The organism is Shimia sp. MIT1388 (assembly GCF_047124445.1).
Classification (GTDB): Bacteria; Pseudomonadota; Alphaproteobacteria; order Rhodobacterales; family Rhodobacteraceae; genus Shimia.
Map to the genome: position 1 here is coordinate 3,737,189 of NZ_CP138921.1, position 18,682 is coordinate 3,755,870.

Here is an 18,682-nt window from a genome sequence, read left to right on the forward strand (position 1 = left end):
CAAAACCACCACTCATTTCCCATACCGGGGCGCTCCCGTGCCCTGGCACCTGTCCTCGGCCCTTATCAGGCTGAGGACTTTGTTTTTCGGAAGGTTACTTCCAGGTTGGGTGATACAATCCAGCTTTGGACAAGGTGAAAATATCCACGCCATCTGCGGTCACACCCACGGAATGTTCAAACTGCGCCGACAGGGATTTGTCCCGTGTCACCGCGGTCCAGTCATCCGCCAAAACTTTGGTTTCCGGACGACCCATGTTCAGCATCGGCTCAATGGTGAAGAACATGCCTTCTTCCAAAACCGGCCCGCTGCCGGCACGGCCATAGTGCAGCACGTTGGGCGGCGAGTGAAACACCCGGCCCAAGCCGTGGCCGCAGAAGTCGCGCACCACCGACATGCGCTGGCGTTCCGCGTAGGTTTGGATCGCGTAGCCGATGTCTCCAAAAGTGTTGCCCGGCTTCACAGCTTCAATGCCCAGCATCAGCGCATCATGGGTCACCTGAATGAGCTTCTTGGCAAAGCCCTTTGGCTTGCCCGCCACATACATACGGCTGGTGTCGCCATACCAACCATCAACCACAACAGTCACGTCGATGTTCAGAATGTCGCCGTCGCGCAGCTTGTCGTCGTCGCGCATCGGGTCTTCCTTGCGCGCGCTGGTCTCTTTGTTCCACTTCGGGATCGGACTGCCGGGAATGCCGTGGCAGACCACATGGTTCACACTGATACAGCTCGCATGCTGATAGCCGCGATAGCCAATGGTGGCCGAGGTCGCGCCAGCCGCATTGACCTGCGCCTCGATCAGCCGGTCCAACTCCGCAGTGGTTTGACCGGGAAACACGTGCTCTGCGATGTCGTCCAGGATCTGCGACGCCAAAGCACCGGCCTTGTGCATGCCGGCATGATCCTCTGGCGAATAGAGGTCGATGCTATCGCGTGTTTTGCGGCGTTTGCCGATCATATGGAGTGCTCCGTCACGTAAGGTTTGCGGCTATGTAAGCGCAATTTCTTAAAACTTCTAGGGCTTAGGCACGCCACCTTCTGTCACGCACCGTCAAAGGAAAAGGGCAGGGGGCGGCCAATTGTGATCTCCGTTGGGGAAATGTCACAACCGTAGGCCAGCACTTTGACACCTGCCGCCCGCGCCCGCTGAAAAGTCTCGGCATAGGTCGGGTCAATGTCCGGTGCCAAGGTGACACGCGCTGCATCCGTACGCTGCACCAGATAGAGCATCATCGCGTCATGACCTTGCTCGATCATCGCCATAAGCTCTTCGAGGTGCTTTGCACCCCGCGCAGTCACACTATCGGGAAACTCCGAAACACCTGTTTCGCGGCTTAGCGTCACCGACTTCACTTCCAAATAGAGGTCCTTGCGCCCTTCGCCAGACAGCAGGAAATCAATCCGGCTGTTGCTGCCGTATTTCACCTCTGGCCGCACGGTTTCATAGTCTGCCAGCTCCGGTATCTCATGTGCCAACAACGCGGCTTTCAAAGCGCGATTGGGAACCGATGTATCGACCCCAGTAAAATGCCCGTTCTCCTGCTCCACCAACCGCCAGCCGTATTTCAGCTTCTTCTTGGGGTCATCGTTGGGTTCCAGCCAGACTTTGATGCCCTCATCCTTCAAACCCATCATCGAGCCGGGATTGGCACAATGCGCGGTCACTTCGCGCCCATCTTCTAGGCGAACATCTGCAAGGAACCGCTTGTAGCGGCGAAGTAGCACGGCGGGAACGAGAGGGGTTTGAAAGCGCATGGCACAGGCCTATACCTGCGGTGAGTGACTGACAAGGACATGAGACCATGGCAAACCCAACCGCAGCCATGCTGGTGATTGGCGATGAAATTCTTTCCGGCCGCACCCGCGATGCCAACATGCATTTCTTGGCTGGGGAATTGACAAAACATGGCATCGACCTGACCGAGGTGCGTGTGGTCTCTGATAATGCTCCGGCGATTGTCACCGCCGTAAAGCAGCTGTCAGAGGCCTATGAACACGTCTTCACTTCCGGCGGCATTGGCCCAACCCATGATGACATCACCGCCGATTGCATTGCCGAGGCCTTTGGCAAACATATCGACGTGCGCGCCGATGCCGCCGCGCTGTTGCAGGCGCATTACGACAACGCCGGCCAGGAGTTTAATGACGCGCGCAAGCGCATGGCCCGCATCCCGGACGATGCCACGCTGATCGACAACCCTGTGTCTGTCGCGCCGGGCTTCCGTCTGGAAAATGTCTACGTCATGGCAGGGGTGCCATCGGTATTCCAAGCCATGGTGGCCAGCGTCCTGCCAACACTAACCGGCGGCGCGCCCCTGCTGAGCCAAACCCTGCGCATTGAACGTGGCGAGGGTGATATCGCAGGCCCGCTGGCAGAGCTCGCCGAGGAGTTCTCCGACCTCTCCATTGGCTCCTATCCGTATCAACGCAACGGGGCTTACGGCTCCAACATTGTCATTCGCGGCACCGACGGTGCGCGGATTGATGCGGCGATCACCAAACTCTCCGGCCTCTTCGCATGACCTCTGAGATTACGGCGCACACCCTCTATGATGTGATCGACGGCACCTGGCCCGCCGCCGCGACCCACAATTGCGGCTGTTTCACCCTGCGTGACGGGCAGGGGGGCGGCAAACGGGTCTCTGCCGCCACGTTGAGCGGCGACCTTGTGCTGGACGACATCGCCGCGGCTGAAGCGGGCATGCAAGCCCTGAACCAACAGTCCCTCTTTCAAATCCGCGAAGGTGACATGGAGCTGGACGCAGCGCTCGACGCGCGTGGCTATAGGATTGTCGATCCGGTGACCATGTACGTCATCCCGGCCAAGGACCTCGCCACCGAACGCCCGCCACGCACCGCCGCCATCCCGGCGTGGGAGCCCTTGCAGATCATGAAGGAAATCTGGGCGCAGGGCGGTATGGACCTCGTGCGTTTGAAGGTCATGGATCGCGCCCCCATGCCCAAAACCGGCTTTGTGTCCCGCTGGCAGGACAAGCCCGCAGGCGCGTCTTTCCTTGGCCTGCACAGCGGCATCGGCATGGTGCACGCACTCGAAATCCTGCCGTTCCAACGCCGTCAGGGCGTCGCCCGCTTTCTCATGCAACGCGCGGCCTTTTGGACGCTGGAGAACGGCGGCACCCACTTGTCGGTCATTTGTGTCACATCGAACGCAGCGGCAAATCGGCTGTACTCTTCCCTCGGTATGACCGTTGTGGGAGAGTACCACTACCGGTGCAAACCCACCGATTAAGGGAGGCCAACGTGGCAGATACAAGCAAACCAACCGCGCTCGACATTCCAATGATGGACCCGCTTCCGTCGGAGACCCAGCGCTACTTCGACATCTGCCAGGAAAAGCTTGGCATGGTGCCCAATGTGCTAAAGGCCTACGCCATCCACGCCGACAAGCTCAACGCTTTCACCGCGCTCTATAACGACCTCATGCTGGGCGACAGCGGCCTCACGAAACTGGAGCGTGAGATGATCGCCGTGGTGGTCAGCGCGATCAACAAATGTTTCTACTGTCTCGTCGCCCATGGCGCCGCCGTGCGCCAGCTGTCCGGTGATCCGGCGCTGGGCGAGATGATGGTGATGAACTGGCGCGTGGCCGAATTGGACGCCCGCCAATATGCCATGCTGGCCTTTGCGGAGAAGATGACCATCGCGTCGGCGACCATCGAAGAAAGCGACCGCCAGGGCCTGCGCGATGTGGGCTTCTCCGATCAAGACATCTGGGACATCGCCAATGTGGCTGGCTTCTACAACATGTCCAACCGCGTCGCCTCCGCCACCGCCATGCAGCCCAACGCAGAGTACCACGCACTCGCGCGATGAAATCCGGCACGCTCATAACCTGGCTCCTCCTGTGCCCAGCCGCCAGCTGGGCCTTCGAGCCGCGTTTTGAAACGCCGGGGCAGCTCTTGGGCGAAGACATTCAGCCGCAAAGCGTGCTGTCTCTCGCCCTTTCACCTGCAACCGATGGCGCCGTGCCAACCATTCCCGTGGCTGGCACCCTCCGCAAACGCAGCTGGCGCTTCTCTAGCGGCTTCCCCGGCACTGGCAGCGTCAATGCCGAGCTTGCCGCCCAATTGCTGGATGACGGATACGACCTGATCCTGTCCTGTGACGCCGCAGGCTGTGGTGGTTTTGACTTCCGCTTTGGCATCGACGTGTTGCTGCCGCCGCAGATGTTTGTTGACCTCTCCGACTACTTCTACCTCTCCGCCCGCCGCGAAACAGATGCTGGCCCCGAAGCCGTCGCCGCCCTTGTCAGCCGCACTGCCCAAGCCGGCATGGTGCAGATCTACGACATCCGGCCAGACAGCGCCCCTGCACCTGAACCAACCGAACCCAGTGCGCCAGTCGATCCACCCAAGGTCGAGGAAACGCCGCAGACCGCCACCGTGCCGGAAGTGACCACCCCCGTCACCCCGCCAGAAACCGCCACCGACGTCGCCAAAACCCTGGCCCAATCCGGTCATGTGGTGCTCAGCGATCTGTCCTTTGAGACCGGCGCGTCCAGACTGGCAGACACCGACTTTGCCTCGCTCGCCGCCCTGGCCGCCTTCCTCAAAGCCGACCCCAACCGCCGCATCGCCCTTGTGGGGCACACCGACAGCAAAGGCTCGCTGGCGGCCAACACCAGCCTCTCGCAAAAACGCGCCGCCGCCGTGCGCACTCGGCTGGTCAACACCCACGGCGTGCCCAGAGCGCAGGTCGAGGCCCAGGGCGCAGGCTACCTCGCCCCCATTACCACCAACCTCACGGAGGCGGGCCGCACCCGCAATCGCCGGGTCGAGGCCGTGCTGCTGTCTGGCAGCTAACAGCTGACGCCGAGTCGCCCGCCCACAAGACCATTGCACCCGATTCGCCGCTGCAATAGGCTGATCCCATGGCCATCTGCATCCTGTACAAACCTGCCAAACGCACCCGCCCCCGCTACTACCGCGTGGAAATCGCCATGAACCTGTTTGAAGAGGTCTCCGTCCTGCGCGAATGGGGCGTCGCCGGCGGCAAAGGCCGCAGCATGGTGCGCATCTTCAGCAACCTGCGCGACGCGTCTTTGGCGGCGGATCAATACCGTCACGGCGCCCAGAAACGCGGCTACGCACGAGGATAGACGGCTTTCTCGCTACGCCAGCGCTGTCTCCAGCGCGGCTTTGCAGTGGATCAACGTGGTGTCAAACACCGGCACGTCGACATTGCTTGCATTGAGCAACATGCCAACTTCGGTACAGCCCAAAATCAGACAGTCAGCGCCCGCGTCGATCAGCCGGCCCGCGATTTGCCGGTAGGTGTCTTCGCTGTCCTGCGTGGCCACATCTTTGCACAGTTCTTCGTAAATGATCCTATGGGTCTCCGCGCGGTCCCGGTCGTCGGGAATGACCGGCGTTAAGCCCGCCGCAACCAGCCTGTCTGTGTAAAAACGCTGCTCCATTGTGAACGCGGTCGCCATAAGTCCGGGGGACGCGAGCCCTGCCTCAGTGATGGCATTGGCGGTGGCATCTGCGATGTGAAGCAACGGAATATCAACGCCTTGCATCATTTGATCCGACAGCTTGTGCATGGTGTTGGTTGCCAGAATGATGAAATCGGCCCCGCCCTGTTGCAGCGCTTTGGCCTCTGCATTGAGAATGGCCCCCGCAGCCTCCCAATCCCCTTTCATTTGCAGGGCTTCGATCCGAGCAAAATCCAGTGAGCGGATCAGCAGCTCCGGCGAATGCAAGCCACCGAGCCTTTCGCGGGTGAGGTCACAAAGCTCGCGATAATAGGTTTGCGTAGAGGCTGCGGACATGCCGCCAAGTATTCCAATGGTCTTCACAAGGTGCCTCTTTATGTTGGCGATACAGCGCGTTTCGTGAGGGGAGGTATAACAACCATAAGGAGTATACCAAATCAAAAAGCGTCACGGATGCCGCTCTTGTTTTTGCCTCGCCGCACGTATTTTCAAAGTTGCTACAACCGCAGCAAAAACGCTGCACCGGACGATCTCTCAATCTCTCAATCTCTCAATACCCTAGTGCCCCTCAGTTCAATTGGCCGAGGATTAGTGTCGCCACGGCGTCCTAAAAATCGCGGCGACGCGCGGGAGGGGGAGAAGGTAGGGCCTGTTATGCAGGGCGTCGCGGACATCACACCGAAGCTAGACAATGGGGTGCCCGAACCGAGGGGAGGCGCGAAGCGCCCTCTCCATGGGGGAGGTTCGGGCGCTGCCAAATCTTCGATTTGGCTTGTGGCACATGCTTCTTTCCGTTGGTTGGCATGAAGGATGCGTTTGCGCACAAATCGGCGCTCGTTGCCGTCTATCCATTGACAGCAAGCTGCTCAATGCGATCATGGCTTTTGGAACCCTCGAGCGCAATGGTGCGCACTACTCTGCATAGTAGATTACGTTCAAATTTTCGCCGTATGCGAGCTCGGTGAAATAGTAGCTGGTAGACATGAATAGCCTAGACCAGTGAAATACCTGTCTTGGGCTATGAAAGAAAAGCGAAGCTGACCAGCTGCCTTTGTCTTCGGACCAGGCCACGACATCGTAGCAGATTTGGTACCTATAAAAGACAAGGGCACGCCTTACTTCGCAGTTCTGACGTCCACTTTTGCTCCAATCGACGTGCCGCTCGACGACTGTGGCGGGTGTCTTTGCCGTGGCTATTTCTTTGGCAACTCGAATGCCGATGAAGTCACAGGCAACTAGTATAACCACTAGCGCAATTACTCGTATCATCAACTCGACCTCGTTTTCTATTTGATGAACACAGTGGGAGGGCTGGGGTGTAAGTGGAACCCCTGAATTCGGGCCAATCGCAATCAAGGGCACCCGTCCATGGTTTTTGAGCCAGCTGCTTCGTTTGTTCAGCCACCATCGGTTTGATCAAAATTCAGCGCCCAAGTGCCAACGCAAACAAATACCAACAAAAAAGACCGCCCCACCGGACGGTCTCCTCAATCTCTCAAAACCCTGACAACCCTTACGCCACCTTGTCTTTGAAATCCTCGTGGATGAACTTGCAGTCGCAATACGGGCATTCCACCCAGCCATGCTCATTGGGGATTTGCAGGTACACGCGCGGGTGGCCCATCGCCCCTTCACCGCCGTCACAAGACACTCGGTAGCTGTCCACAATCTTGGTTTCTGGGGCTTCAATCGTCATCTGAGATGTCCTTCATAGCTTCGGAGGCCTCCCTCCGATGGCGGTGTTTTCTGGCGGCGGCTGTTGAGCTTCACCCCCGCATTGGTTAGGGCGAATAATAGGCATTGCGCAGCGGGGAGCAAGAGTGGCCATGACCAACAACGCGATTGAAATCCGTGGGTTGCAAAAGACCTACAAAGGCGGCCGTGGCGCACCTGCCAAACATGCCCTCAAGGGCGTTGATCTGACCGTGCCCGCTGGCAAGATTTTTGGCCTGCTTGGCCCCAATGGCGCGGGCAAATCCACCATGATCAACATCATGGCCGGTCTGGTGACCAAATCGTCTGGCACGGTGAAAATCTGGGGGTTTGATCAAGACGAAAACCCACGCCAATCCCGCGCCGCCATCGGCGTGATGCCGCAAGAGCTGAACCTTGATCCGTTCTTCACGCCCCGCGCCGCGCTGGAAGTGCAGGCTGGTCTTTACGGCGTGCCCAAACATCAGCGCCAAAGCGACGAGATCCTGCGCATGGTCGGTCTTTCTGACAAGGCCGAGGCCTACGCCCGCACGCTTTCTGGCGGGATGCGCCGCCGTCTGCTGCTGGGCAAAGCGCTGGTGCACCACCCGCAGGTGCTGGTGCTCGATGAACCCACCGCAGGCGTGGACATCGAGCTGCGGCAGATGTTGTGGTCCAACATTCGCCGCCTCAATGAAGAGCGCGGCCTGACCGTGATCCTGACCACCCACTACCTCGAAGAGGCCGAAGAGATGTGTGATGAGATCGCCATCATCAACCACGGCGAAGTGGTTGCGCGCGACAGCACCTCAAACCTGCTGGGGCAGGTGGACAGCAAATGTATGGTGATTGATCCGGTGGCCCCGGTGGAGACCCTGCCATCCGCGCCCGGCATCGAGGTCACACGTCGCGGTGACGGCCGCATTGCGCTGACCTATCAGGCACGCGAGACTTCTGCCGAAGATGTGCTTGGCGCGGTGCGGGCCGCAGGCATTGCCATTGCCGATGTGAAAACCGAGCAGGCGGATTTGGAAGACGTCTTCCTGCAGCTGACGAAATCAGCCTGATCCAAAACGGGTAGGGCGGCCCTGTGCCGCCCCAGCTTACACCTCTTTAACGTCCATCACGCCTTCCACAGACTTGAGGGCGCTTTTGATCTGTGGGTTCACAGGGAAACCAGCCCCCGCATCAATCTCCACATCCCCCGGCAGCTCCATGTTGGTGAGGCAGAACCAGATCGGCCCTTTGGGCATGTTTTTCATGGTCTCCTTGGCGCCCTCAAGGATGTTGGCCACAGGCCCCACCGCGCTGGCGTCATCAAGATAGATCTTCAGGCCTGAGTTGCCCGCATCCGCGACGATGGTCTCCACCGGCGTCATCGATTGTGCCAGCAGCTTGAGCTGGTCGCTCTCCATCTCGGCCTTCACGGTGACCACCACCTTGGAGCCGGTCTCCAGATGTTCGCGGCATTTCTCCAACGTGTCCGAGAAGATCGTGACCTCATACGCCCCGGTCGGATCACTGAGCTGCGCAAAGGCAAACCGGTTGCCCCGCGCCGACTTCCGCTCCTGCCGCCCAGACACCCGCCCGGCCAGCTTGGCAATACAGGGCCCGCCCCGCGCCTTGTCGGTCAACTCATCGAGCGTCATCACGTTCTTACGCTTCAGCGGCGCCATGAAATCCTCAAGCGGGTGGCCCGACAGGAAGAAGCCAATCGCCTTGGCCTCCTCATCCAGCCGTTCCGCTTGCAACCAATCCCCTGCCGGAGACAGTCGGGGCTCCGGCAAATCGTCCCCCGCTTCGCCAAACAGCGATACCTGGTTGGAGCTCTTTTGCTCATGGATCGCAGCGGAGTAGTTCACCAGCCCATCCAGGCTCTCCATCACCCGCCGCCGGTTGTTGTCGAGCTGATCAAACGCGCCGGACCGCGCCAGCATCTCCAAAGGTCGCTTGCCAACCTTCTTCAAATCCACCCGCCTGGCAAAATCAAACAGCGTCGCAAACGGCTTGTCCACGCCATCCACCTTGCGCCCCTCGGTCACCAGCTTCATCGCTTCCAGACCGACGTTCTTCAATGCCCCCAGCGCATAGACCAACGCGCCATCGACCACCTTAAACGTCGCATCCGATCGGTTCACACAGGGCGGTACATAAGGCAGCTTCAGCGCCTTTTTTACCTCTTCGAAGTAGACCGCTAGCTTATCCGTCAAGTGAATATCGCAGTTCATGACGCCCGCCATGAACTCCACCGGATGGTTCGCTTTCAGCCACGCGGTCTGGTAACTCACCACCGCATAGGCCGCCGCGTGCGATTTGTTAAAGCCGTAGTTCGCAAACTTCTCCAGAAGGTCAAACACCTCCGAAGCTTTCTTCGCCGGCACGCCGTTCTCCGCGGCGCCCTTCTCAAACTTCGGACGCTCAGCGTCCATCGCCTCTTTGATTTTCTTACCCATCGCCCGGCGCAACAGGTCCGCGCCGCCGAGCGAGTAGCCCGCCATGACCTGCGCAATCTGCATCACCTGTTCCTGATAAACGATGATGCCTTGGGTCTCTTCCAAAATGTGGTCAATCAACGGATGCACGGATTCAATCTCGCGCTGCCCGTTTTTCACCTCACAATAGACCGGGATGTTTTCCATCGGCCCTGGACGATAGAGCGCCACAAGCGCAACGATGTCCTCGATACAGGTCGGCTTCATGCGCTTGAGCGCATCCATCATGCCGGTGGATTCCACCTGGAACACCGCCACGGTTTTGGCCGCTGAGTAGAGCTTGTAGGTGGGCTCGTCATCCAGTGGAATCGCGTTGATCTGGTTCTCTGCGCCGTCGGCTGGCTTATAGAGTTCGGTGCCATCTGCGGCCACATGCAATGGCCGCCCAGAGCTGTGGATCTGCTCAATGGCGTTTTGAATAACCGTCAGGGTTTTCAGGCCCAAGAAGTCGAATTTTACGAGGCCCGCCTGTTCCACCCATTTCATGTTGAATTGGGTCGCCGGCATATCCGAGCGCGGATCTTGGTAAAGTGGCACCAGCGCATCCAACGGCCGGTCGCCAATCACAACCCCCGCCGCGTGGGTCGAGGCGTTCCGCAAAAGCCCCTCAACCTGCTGGCCATAGGTCAGCAAGCGGTCCACCACCTCTTCGTTTTTGGCCTCTTCGCGCAGGCGCGGCTCTTCTTTCAAAGAGTCTGCGATGGACATTGGCTTCACGCCCTCCACCGGGATCAGTTTGGAGAGCCGGTCCACCTGACCATAAGGCATCTGCAAGACCCGCCCGATGTCGCGCACCGCCGCCTTGGACAAGAGCGCACCAAAGGTGATGATCTGTCCCACCTTGTCGCGGCCATATTTCTCCTGCACGTATTTGATCACCTCTTCGCGGCGATCCATGCAGAAGTCGATGTCAAAGTCTGGCATCGAAACCCGTTCCGGGTTCAGGAAGCGTTCAAACAGCAGCGAGTAGCGCAGCGGATCAAGGTCGGTGATGGTCAGCGCATAAGCCACCAGCGAGCCCGCACCGGAGCCCCGCCCGGGCCCCACCGGAATGTTGTGGTCCTTGCCCCACTGGATAAAGTCCGCAACGATCAGGAAGTAGCCGGGGAACCCCATGCCCTCAATAATGCCTAGCTCAAAATCCAGCCGCTCCTGATATTCCTCAACGGAAACCGCATGCGGGATCACCGCCAGGCGCGCCTGCAAGCCTTCGTTGGCAATCCGGCGCAGTTCCGCAACCTCGTCGTCGGCAAATTTCGGCAAAATCGGATCGCGCAGATAGGTGGCAAAGGCACAGCGTTTGGCAATCTCCACCGTGTTCTCAATCGCCTCAGGCAAATCCGCAAACAGCGTGATCATCTCTTCTTGCGATTTGAAGTAATGCTGCGGCGTCAGGCGTCTCCGTCCGTCCTGCTGATCGACATAAGCCCCTTCGGAAATACAGATCAGCGCGTCATGCGCCTCATACATGTCCGATGTGGGGAAATAGACGTCATTGGTCGCAACCAGCGGCAGGTCCATGGCATAGGCCATCTCAATAAACCCGCGCTCAGTAAGCCGCTCCGCCTCCGGCGCGCCGTTTTCGCCAGGATGGCGTTGCAGCTCCACATACAACCGGTCGCCAAAAATCTCCTTGAGCCGCGTCATCATCGCTTTGGCCGCGTCGTGTTGACCGTCGCGCATCATGCGGCCCATTGGCCCATCCGGCCCACCGGTCAAACAGATCAACCCAGCAGAGCGCTCCGCCAGTTCCTCCATTGTGACCTGCGGCAGCTGCCCATCATTGTCCACATAGAGACAAGACGACAGTTTCATCAGGTTCTCATAGCCTTCCTCACGCTGCGACAGCAGCACGATGGGTGCAGGCTTTGGCGGCGCGGTCCGTCCTGATGGATCATCATGCGGCATATGCATGTCGACCTGACAGCCAACAATGGGCTGAATGCCCGCACCTTGCGCCGTGACAGAGAACTCCAACGCAGCAAACAAGCTGTTGGTGTCGGTGATCGCCACCGCTGGCATGCCCATGTCGGCACACATGCCGGGCAGCTTTTTACAGCGCACAGCCCCTTCGAGCAGGGAGTATTCGGTATGGGTGCGGAGGTGGATGAATCGAGGCGCGTTGGTCATCCGCCAAAACTATCTCAGCCCCGGATGATAGGAAACTGCCCTCGGCTTCATTTGGCCAAAAATATCCCAAGGCGGACACCGCCCTCGGAGTCAGGGGGGCTCCCCTGTGTCCTATGGCTAAACGGCCGTCTTTAGTAGTGCGGCGGCCGTTCGTCGCCCATGACAACCCCGCCGCTGCCATCCTGTTCACGAGTGGCTTCCCGTTCCATCAGCATCTGCACACGGCGGGTCAAAAGCGCAATCTCGGTGTCTTGGCGGGCCACAACGTCACTCAACTCCTCGACAGTGCGAGTGAGATGGGCAATCTTTTCTTCAAGCTGTTCCATAGCTGCGGCATAGGCTGTGACCCTCCGTGGGTCAAGCGACGCCGCGTCCTTCTTGCGCGTTTCCTAAGAGGCGCAAAAGTAGACAAAGGGAGGTATGTCATGACTGTTTTGGTACACACCAGAGGTCGGGTGCGCATCATCAGCATCAATCGCCCAGAGGTTCGCAACGCCGTGAACCCGGACACCGCCGCTGCGCTGCATGAGGCGTTCATGGGCTTTGAGGCCGATGACGGCGTTGATGTTGCTATCTTGACCGGTGGGCAAACCACCTTCTGCGCCGGGTTTGATTTGAAGGCTGCGGCTGGCGATCTTGGGGCTGACTGGCAAAATGCCATCGCTATTCCCGACGATTGGCAGGACGCACAGGCTCAGCCCATTCCCGGCCCAATGGGGCCATCCCGCCTGATGTTGTCCAAGCCGGTGATCGCAGCCGTCGAAGGTCATGCCGTGGCCGGTGGGCTGGAGTTAGCCGCATGGTGCGACATGCGCGTGGCGTCCGAAGGAGCTGTGTTCGGTGTGTTCTGCCGCCGTTGGGGCGTGCCATTGATTGATGGAGGCACTGTGCGCTTGCCAAAAATCCTGGGGCAAGGCCGCGCCAACGATCTCATCCTCACCGGGCGTCCGGTGTCTGGGCAGGAAGCATATCAAATCGGATTGGTGGATCGCCTCTGTCCGGACGGTCACGCGCTCGAAGAGGCTTTGGTTCTGGCGGAAAGCCTGACGCGTTTTCCGCAAGCTTGCCTGCGCGCAGATTTCCTATCGGCGCGTTCAAGTGGCTCGGAATTGGCGCAAGCGCTGCGACGGGAATGGGCTTCGTTTGAGGCTTTCGCGGCTGAGGGGCAAAAAGGCGCGGCGCGTTTTGCGGCGGGCAAAGGCCGTGGCGGAGGATTTGCTGACATCTAAGATGTGCCGCAACGGCTGCGCACCTTGTGGTAAGACGTGGTCGGGATACAAGGACCCGCACCACCGCAAAACAGTCGTGATACCGACGCAATACCGACGTCGAAATGGGAGGTTAACAAGCCAAAACCGACGCAACGGCAAGACCGTATTGCCTGCCGTTTGACGCCGCGTCGGGCGTGACAAATGCCCTGCTTTACGTTTTGGTCAACCCAACTGAGGAGGCACCTTTGGAGGCACCGATGACCCAATATCCCCACATGCTCGCCCCGCTTGATCTGGGCTTTACCACCTTGAAAAACCGCGTTCTTATGGGCTCCATGCACACCGGTCTGGAGGAAACCAAAGACTGGAATCGCGTAGCGGAATTCTACGGCGAACGCGCTCGCGGCGGCGTCGGCCTGATCGTCACCGGCGGCATGGCGCCAAGCCGCGAAGGCGGCGTCTTCCCCGGCGCTGCAGGGCTTTTCACCGACGAAGACATCGCCAACCACAAGGTTGTTACAGACCGTGTCCACGAAGGTGGCGGCAAGATCGCGATGCAGATTCTGCACGCCGGTCGCTATGCTTATGGGCCAGAGTGTGTCTCCGCCTCTCCGGTGAAATCTCCGATCTCGCCTTTCCCGCCGAAGGAACTGGACGAAGAGGGAATTGAGAAGCAAATTCAAGACTTTGTCACCGCCACGGTCCGCGCCCGAGAAGCCGGATATGACGGGGTGGAGATCATGGGGAGTGAAGGCTACTTCCTCAATCAGTTCATTGTCACCCACGTGAACAAACGCACAGACCGCTGGGGCGGCTCCTACGAAAACCGCATCCGCCTGCCCATCGAAGTGGTGCGCCGTTGCCGTGAGGCCGTGGGCGAAGACTTCATTATCATCTACCGCTTGTCGATGATTGATCTGGTGCCCAACGGCTCCACCCACGAAGAGGTGGTGCAGCTTGCGCAAGAGATTGAAAAAGCGGGCGCAACCATCATCAACACTGGCATCGGCTGGCACGAAGCCCGCATCCCGACCATCGCCACCTCCGTCCCGCGTCGCGCCTTTGCCTGGGTGACCAAGAAACTGATGGGCAAGGTTGGCATCCCGGTGATCACCTCCAACCGCATCAACACGCCAGAAGTCGCCGAAGAGGTTCTGGCTGAGGGATGTGCCGATATGGTCTCCATGGCGCGTCCTTTCTTGGCAGACGCCGACTTTGTGAACAAAGCCGCAGAAGGCAAAGCCAACCAAATCGCACCCTGCATTGGCTGTAACCAGGCTTGCTTGGATCACACCTTTGGCGGCAAGCTCACCTCTTGCTTGGTGAACCCACGCGCCTGCCATGAAACCGAACTGGCCATTCCGACCACTGAAACCGTGAAGAACATTGCCGTTGTGGGCGCAGGGCCAGCGGGCCTCTCCGCGGCCATGACTGCGGCACAGCGCGGCCACAAGGTCACGCTGATTGATCGAGCTGACAAACTGGGCGGGCAGCTCAACGTCGCCAAGCAAATCCCGGGCAAAGAAGAGTTCTGGGGGCTGGTCGATTGGTACGAAGCCATGATCGCCGAACTCGGCATTGAGGTCCAGCTTAACACCGAGGCCGCGGCCAATTCGCTTGCAGGCTACGACGACGTCATCATTGCCACCGGCATCGTGCCACGCGATCCGGGTATTCCGGGGCAGGATCGCCCCGAAGTGCTCTCCTATCTCGATGTGTTGCGCGACAAGAAGCCCGTTGGTGAGAAAGTCGCCGTTATCGGTGCGGGCGGCATCGGCTTTGATGTGTCCGAATTTCTGGTGCACGAAGGTGAAAGTCTGACCGAAAACCTGCCGGAGTGGATGGTGGAGTGGGGCGTCACCGACCCTGCTGAGCACCGTGGCGGTCTCGCGCCAGAGGGCCCGCAGCCGCATCCGGCGGCGCGTCAGGTCACGTTGATGCAGCGAAAGGCCAAGGCGCTGGGCAAAGGTCTGGGCAAAACCACCGGCTGGATTCACCGCGCAGCGTTGAAGATGAAAAACGTCGAGATGCTGGGTGGCGTGAACTACGACAAAATTGACGACGACGGCCTGCACATTTCCTTTGGCGAAGCACGGGAAAACCCACGTGTTCTGGATGTGGACAATGTGGTGATTTGCGCCGGTCAAATCAGCGACCGCTCTCTGGCAGACGCGTTGGAAGCGGAAGGCGTGACATGTCATGTGATCGGTGGCGCAGATGTGGCGGCAGAGTTGGACGCCAAACGCGCCATCAACCAGGGCACGCGCCTCGCCGCCTCGCTGTAAGTCAGACGCGATAGAAAACACGAAGGGCGCCATCGGCGCCCTTTTTCGTAGCCACAAAAAAAGAAGGCCCGGACAACTCTGCCGGGCCAAGGTGCTTTCTCAGAAAGCCAGGGGAAAATTCGAAATTACCAGTCGGTTGGGCCTTTTTCGGCAAAGGCATGCACCAAGAAGTCAATGAAGGCGCGGACCTTTGGCTGGGTAAACCGGCCGGGTGGGTACACGGCATAGATGCCTTGCGTCTCCACCGGCAGATCCGGAATGGCCTCTTCCACCAAACCCTGCTCCATTGCGTCCGCATAGAGGAAGCTTGGCAGGTAAGCGATGCCCAGGCCCGCCTGAGCCGCGTTCAGCAGAGATTGCCCGTCGTTCACCGACAGCCAGCCTGCGGTGCGCACCTGGCGTTTCTCACCGGAGGGTGCGGTCAGCTTCCACACCGCGCCATTGGATTGGCTGGAGTAATGCAGCAACTTGTGGTGGTTTAGATCGTCAATCTTCTCCGGACGTCCGTATTTCTCAAAATAAGCAGGCGACGCGATCATCCGCTTGGTGGTCTCGGTCAGTTTGCGGGCCCGCAGGGTGCTGTCTTCCAGCTCCCCGATGCGAATGGCCATGTCAAAGCCTTCGGAGATCAACTCCACATAGCGGTTGTTCAGCACCATGTTGACGGTGATGTCCGGGAACTCACTCAAGAAATCGCCCAACACAGGCGACAAGTGGTTTACCCCAAAATCCGTGGCCACAGAGATGCGCAGCAAGCCCGAAGGGGCTGATTGCATCGAGGTCACCAGCGCATCCGCTTCGCCAGCATCGTTTAGAACGCGGCGGGCGCGGTCATAATAGGCCAGGCCAATTTCGGTTGGCGAAACACGCCGCGTCGTGCGGTTCAGCAAACGTGCGCCCAGGCGTGCCTCAAGTGAGGACACATGTTTGGAAACGGCGGATTTGGAGATGCCCATCTTCTTTGCAGCATCTGTAAATCCACCCTGATCCACCACAGTGGCGAATGCTTCCATTTCGGTCAGGCGATCCATGTTTCGATCCTCTAATGTCTTCCTTGGGGACAAGATATGCCGGTGAAATCGGGCAGGAAGAGGGCAGAGGCCGGACAATGTTGAGGTTTTGGTCGGATCGTTTTTGTCTTGGAAACGGGGAAACGATGCGTTTCTCAGCGCCGCGCGTTTGGCTAGGGCCTTTCGTTTGGCTCAAAAAGCGCATCGCCAAGCCGTTGCGCCGACTCCTGAAGGAAGCCAACTTGAGCTATTGCATCGGTTAGTGTCATGCGCGGCGTTGGACCGTGATAGGCCAGCGCCGCAATAAATCGCCCGCGTGCATCTTTGACCGGCACGGCAATGGCAACCATGCCGTCCATGAACTCTTCGCGGTCCAGCGCAAAACCGTCCCGTGCAATTTGTGCCAACTCTGTCAAAAGACCGTCGGCTGTCACATGAGTGGCCTGTGTGCGTTGCGCCAAAGTCAGGGACGCCACCATTCTTTTTCGCGCGGTTGGCCCCAGGCTCGCCAGGAAGCACTTGCCGCTGGCTGAGCAGTGAAACGGCACTTCGGTGCCCACAGGCAGCTGGATGCGAAACGCCCAATCTGTTTCCACCCGATCCAGATAGCGCATACCGGTGTCTTCTGGCACCACATAGTTCACGCTTTCCCCTACGGTCTGGGACACGGTCTTGAGGATTTGATGGCGGAAAATGTGGTCTCGCGAGTTGTGAAGCAGACCCGCACCCATCTCTCGCAGGCGTCTTGCGACCTGGTACTTTCTTGAGGTGCCGCGCCGCACCAAAAAGCCGTTGTCCTCCAGCGTGGCACATAGCCGGTGCACGGTCTGTTTTGGCAATTGTAAGGTTTCATTGATTTCTGTGGCCGTCATTGCCCGATCACTTTTCCCGAGGATCTCTAGGATCAACAGGGTGCGCAGGTTGGTCGGGATACGCTCGGAGGTTGCCATGTGTGTAGGTCCGCAAAATTTGTTTTGGAGCTGGTTTGAAATCACTGTAGCCTCAATTCCTGCAAAAAACAGGACATTAAGTCTCATTTTTTGACATTTTTCAGTTTTTGGAGATGCGAGGTGAGAAAATGCGGACATATCTAAAGAAGGCGCTGCTGAAACCGGAAACGGAAGCGGGGGACATTCAGCAAACCGTAGCAAACATCTTGGCCGATATAGAACGTGGGGGAGATGCGGAGGCGCTGGCCTATGCGGCCAAGTTCGACCGATACGCCGGGCCAACGCGCGTGACGGAAGAGATGATTGCGCAGGCAACCGCGCAGGTGCCGCAGAAGCTGAAAGACGACATCCATTTTGCCCATGACAACGTCCGCCGATTTGCTGAATTGCAAAAGGCTACGGTGCAGGATTTTGAGGCCGAGCTCCTGCCGGGGTTTGTGACAGGCCAGAAGTCCATCCCAGTGGATGCCGCTGGCTGTTACATTCCGGGTGGCCGCTACAGCCATATCTCCAGCGCCATCATGACAGTCACCACCGCCAAAGTCGCCGGCTGTCAGCACATCACAGCGTGTTCTCCGCCACATCCGGAAACCGGTGTCGCTCCGGCAATCCTCTATGCGGCACATGTAAGTGGTGCAGATCAAATCCTTGCTATGGGCGGCGTGCAGGCTATCGCGGCCATGACCTTTGGTCTGTTTGGCTTGCCCAAAGCGCACATCCTGGTGGGGCCGGGCAACCAATATGTTGCAGAGGCGAAGCGTCAGCTGTTTGGGCGGGTCGGCATTGATATGGTGGCTGGCCCCACCGACAGCTTGATCCTTGCGGATGCCACTGCGGATCCGCATATTGTGGCCACCGATCTGGTGAGCCAGGCGGAGCACGGCTACAACTCTCCGGTCTGGTTGGTCACCAATTGCCAAGTGCTGGCAGAGGCTGTGCTGGACGCGGTCCCCAAGCTGATCGCAGCCCTCCCGGAGCTTAATCGCATCAACGCCGAAGCCGCATGGCGCGACTATGCCGAGGTCATTTTGTGCGAGACCCGCGAAGATATGGTGGCAACGTCAGATGAATATGCCCCCGAGCACCTCACCGTTCAGGCCGCCGATCCCGAATGGTGGCTGTCCACGTTGATGTCTTATGGCTCACTGTTTCTGGGGGAAGAAACCACCGTATCCTACGGGGACAAGGCCGCTGGCACCAACCATGTTTTGCCCACCTCGCGAGCCGCGCATTACACGGGCGGTTTGTCGGTGCACAAATACATGAAGGTCGTGACGTGGCAGAGGGCCACGCGGGAGGGCTCCAAAGCGGTGGCGCAGGCCACGGCGCGGATTTCGCGGCTGGAAGGTATGGAAGGCCATGCCCGCGCAGCAGATGCGCGACTGGCGAAGTATTTTCCTCAGGAGACTTTTGACTTAACTGCCAGCGATCGTCCGTAGTGGGGCGGAGCT

At 59.0% G+C, this 18,682-nt stretch carries 17 protein-coding genes; 9 read left to right on the plus strand and 8 right to left on the minus strand.

The genetic code is table 11. The features are described 5' to 3' along the window. Positions 1–94: 94 nt before the first annotated feature. A complete protein-coding gene (map, locus tag SIB92_RS18335) occupies positions 95–961 on the minus strand; it encodes a type I methionyl aminopeptidase (protein WP_412553397.1) in 867 nt (288 codons plus the stop codon). 83 nt (positions 962–1,044) lie between these two features. Beyond that, on the minus strand, positions 1,045–1,758 hold the full coding sequence (gene sfsA, locus SIB92_RS18340; RefSeq protein ID WP_412553398.1) for a DNA/RNA nuclease SfsA: 714 nt from the start codon (positions 1,756–1,758) through the stop codon (positions 1,045–1,047). 47 nt (positions 1,759–1,805) lie between these two features. Here sfsA and SIB92_RS18345 point away from each other — a divergent pair, with 47 nt between their 5' ends. The 5 genes from SIB92_RS18345 (at position 1,806) to SIB92_RS18365 (ending at position 5,122) form a co-directional block, all read left to right on the plus strand. Next, complete coding sequence (locus SIB92_RS18345) at positions 1,806–2,525, plus strand: competence/damage-inducible protein A (RefSeq protein WP_412553399.1); 720 nt, start codon at positions 1,806–1,808, stop codon at positions 2,523–2,525. Then, on the plus strand, positions 2,522–3,253 hold the full coding sequence (locus SIB92_RS18350) for a GNAT family N-acetyltransferase (protein ID WP_412553400.1): 732 nt from the start codon (positions 2,522–2,524) through the stop codon (positions 3,251–3,253). Before SIB92_RS18345 ends, SIB92_RS18350 begins: the two co-directional genes overlap by 4 nt. Before the next feature lie 11 nt (positions 3,254–3,264). Continuing rightward, on the plus strand, positions 3,265–3,837 hold the full coding sequence (locus tag SIB92_RS18355) for a peroxidase-related enzyme (RefSeq protein ID WP_412553401.1): 573 nt from the start codon (positions 3,265–3,267) through the stop codon (positions 3,835–3,837). Next, complete coding sequence (locus tag SIB92_RS18360; protein ID WP_412553402.1) at positions 3,834–4,826, plus strand: OmpA family protein; 993 nt, start codon at positions 3,834–3,836, stop codon at positions 4,824–4,826. The genes SIB92_RS18355 and SIB92_RS18360 overlap by 4 nt, the downstream gene beginning before the upstream one ends. A 68-nt stretch (positions 4,827–4,894) precedes the next feature. Continuing rightward, entirely contained in the window at positions 4,895–5,122 is a 228-nt protein-coding gene (locus SIB92_RS18365) for a WGR domain-containing protein (RefSeq protein WP_294116109.1), read from the plus strand. 12 nt (positions 5,123–5,134) lie between these two features. On the opposite strand, the gene SIB92_RS18370 is transcribed toward SIB92_RS18365, so the two are convergent. Both SIB92_RS18370 and SIB92_RS18375 read right to left on the minus strand, forming a co-directional pair. Next, positions 5,135–5,824 (minus strand): aspartate/glutamate racemase family protein, encoded by a 690-nt coding sequence (locus SIB92_RS18370; protein ID WP_412553403.1) that lies wholly within the window; start codon positions 5,822–5,824, stop codon positions 5,135–5,137. A gap of 1,150 nt (positions 5,825–6,974) precedes the next feature. Beyond that, a complete protein-coding gene (locus SIB92_RS18375) occupies positions 6,975–7,157 on the minus strand; it encodes a zinc-finger domain-containing protein (RefSeq protein WP_295178562.1) in 183 nt (60 codons plus the stop codon). A 130-nt stretch (positions 7,158–7,287) separates the two neighbouring features. Here SIB92_RS18375 and SIB92_RS18380 point away from each other — a divergent pair, with 130 nt between their 5' ends. Next, the gene (locus tag SIB92_RS18380) at positions 7,288–8,220 is read left to right on the plus strand and encodes an ABC transporter ATP-binding protein (RefSeq protein ID WP_412553404.1); all 933 of its coding nucleotides are present in this window, start codon (positions 7,288–7,290) and stop codon (positions 8,218–8,220) included. Positions 8,221–8,256: 36 nt separating this feature from the next. Here SIB92_RS18380 and dnaE read toward each other — a convergent pair whose 3' ends face one another. Next, on the minus strand, positions 8,257–11,775 hold the full coding sequence (gene dnaE / locus SIB92_RS18385) for a DNA polymerase III subunit alpha (protein ID WP_412553405.1): 3,519 nt from the start codon (positions 11,773–11,775) through the stop codon (positions 8,257–8,259). Positions 11,776–11,906: 131 nt separating this feature from the next. Continuing rightward, on the minus strand, positions 11,907–12,101 hold the full coding sequence (locus tag SIB92_RS18390; RefSeq protein ID WP_294116114.1) for a SlyX family protein: 195 nt from the start codon (positions 12,099–12,101) through the stop codon (positions 11,907–11,909). A 99-nt stretch (positions 12,102–12,200) separates the two neighbouring features. Here SIB92_RS18390 and SIB92_RS18395 point away from each other — a divergent pair, with 99 nt between their 5' ends. Together SIB92_RS18395 and SIB92_RS18400 are read left to right on the plus strand one after the other, a co-directional pair. Continuing rightward, the gene (locus SIB92_RS18395) at positions 12,201–13,004 is read left to right on the plus strand and encodes a crotonase/enoyl-CoA hydratase family protein (RefSeq protein ID WP_412553406.1); all 804 of its coding nucleotides are present in this window, start codon (positions 12,201–12,203) and stop codon (positions 13,002–13,004) included. A 239-nt stretch (positions 13,005–13,243) separates the two neighbouring features. Next, entirely contained in the window at positions 13,244–15,271 is a 2,028-nt protein-coding gene (locus tag SIB92_RS18400) for an FAD-dependent oxidoreductase (RefSeq protein WP_412553407.1), read from the plus strand. A 125-nt stretch (positions 15,272–15,396) separates the two neighbouring features. Here SIB92_RS18400 and SIB92_RS18405 read toward each other — a convergent pair whose 3' ends face one another. Together SIB92_RS18405 and SIB92_RS18410 are read right to left on the minus strand one after the other, a co-directional pair. Beyond that, positions 15,397–16,302 (minus strand): LysR family transcriptional regulator, encoded by a 906-nt coding sequence (locus tag SIB92_RS18405; protein WP_294116117.1) that lies wholly within the window; start codon positions 16,300–16,302, stop codon positions 15,397–15,399. A 152-nt stretch (positions 16,303–16,454) separates the two neighbouring features. Next, positions 16,455–17,231: an IclR family transcriptional regulator gene (locus tag SIB92_RS18410; RefSeq protein ID WP_412553408.1), complete on the minus strand. Its 777-nt coding sequence runs from the start codon at positions 17,229–17,231 to the stop codon at positions 16,455–16,457. 128 nt (positions 17,232–17,359) lie between these two features. Between SIB92_RS18410 and hisD the strand changes: the two genes are divergently transcribed. Next, positions 17,360–18,670 carry a histidinol dehydrogenase gene (hisD, locus tag SIB92_RS18415; protein ID WP_412553409.1) on the plus strand — a complete coding sequence of 437 codons (1,311 nt, stop codon included), beginning with the start codon at positions 17,360–17,362 and terminating at the stop codon, positions 18,668–18,670. The last annotated feature ends 12 nt before the right edge of the window (positions 18,671–18,682 follow it).

Bases quoted from the DNA above. Each gene is read 5' to 3' on its own strand.
- map (WP_412553397.1), bottom strand. From the start codon at position 961: ATGATCGGCAAACGCCGCAAAACACGCGATAGCATCGACCTCTATTCG.
- sfsA (WP_412553398.1), bottom strand. From the start codon at position 1,758: ATGCGCTTTCAAACCCCTCTCGTTCCCGCCGTGCTACTTCGCCGCTAC.
- SIB92_RS18345 (WP_412553399.1), top strand. From the start codon at position 1,806: ATGGCAAACCCAACCGCAGCCATGCTGGTGATTGGCGATGAAATTCTT.
- SIB92_RS18350 (WP_412553400.1), top strand. From the start codon at position 2,522: ATGACCTCTGAGATTACGGCGCACACCCTCTATGATGTGATCGACGGC.
- SIB92_RS18360 (WP_412553402.1), top strand. From the start codon at position 3,834: ATGAAATCCGGCACGCTCATAACCTGGCTCCTCCTGTGCCCAGCCGCC.
- SIB92_RS18365 (WP_294116109.1), top strand. From the start codon at position 4,895: ATGGCCATCTGCATCCTGTACAAACCTGCCAAACGCACCCGCCCCCGC.
- SIB92_RS18375 (WP_295178562.1), bottom strand. From the start codon at position 7,157: ATGACGATTGAAGCCCCAGAAACCAAGATTGTGGACAGCTACCGAGTG.
- SIB92_RS18380 (WP_412553404.1), top strand. From the start codon at position 7,288: ATGACCAACAACGCGATTGAAATCCGTGGGTTGCAAAAGACCTACAAA.
- dnaE (WP_412553405.1), bottom strand. From the start codon at position 11,775: ATGACCAACGCGCCTCGATTCATCCACCTCCGCACCCATACCGAATAC.
- SIB92_RS18390 (WP_294116114.1), bottom strand. From the start codon at position 12,101: ATGGAACAGCTTGAAGAAAAGATTGCCCATCTCACTCGCACTGTCGAG.
- SIB92_RS18395 (WP_412553406.1), top strand. From the start codon at position 12,201: ATGACTGTTTTGGTACACACCAGAGGTCGGGTGCGCATCATCAGCATC.
- SIB92_RS18400 (WP_412553407.1), top strand. From the start codon at position 13,244: ATGACCCAATATCCCCACATGCTCGCCCCGCTTGATCTGGGCTTTACC.
- SIB92_RS18405 (WP_294116117.1), bottom strand. From the start codon at position 16,302: ATGGATCGCCTGACCGAAATGGAAGCATTCGCCACTGTGGTGGATCAG.
- SIB92_RS18410 (WP_412553408.1), bottom strand. From the start codon at position 17,231: ATGGCAACCTCCGAGCGTATCCCGACCAACCTGCGCACCCTGTTGATC.
- hisD (WP_412553409.1), top strand. From the start codon at position 17,360: ATGCGGACATATCTAAAGAAGGCGCTGCTGAAACCGGAAACGGAAGCG.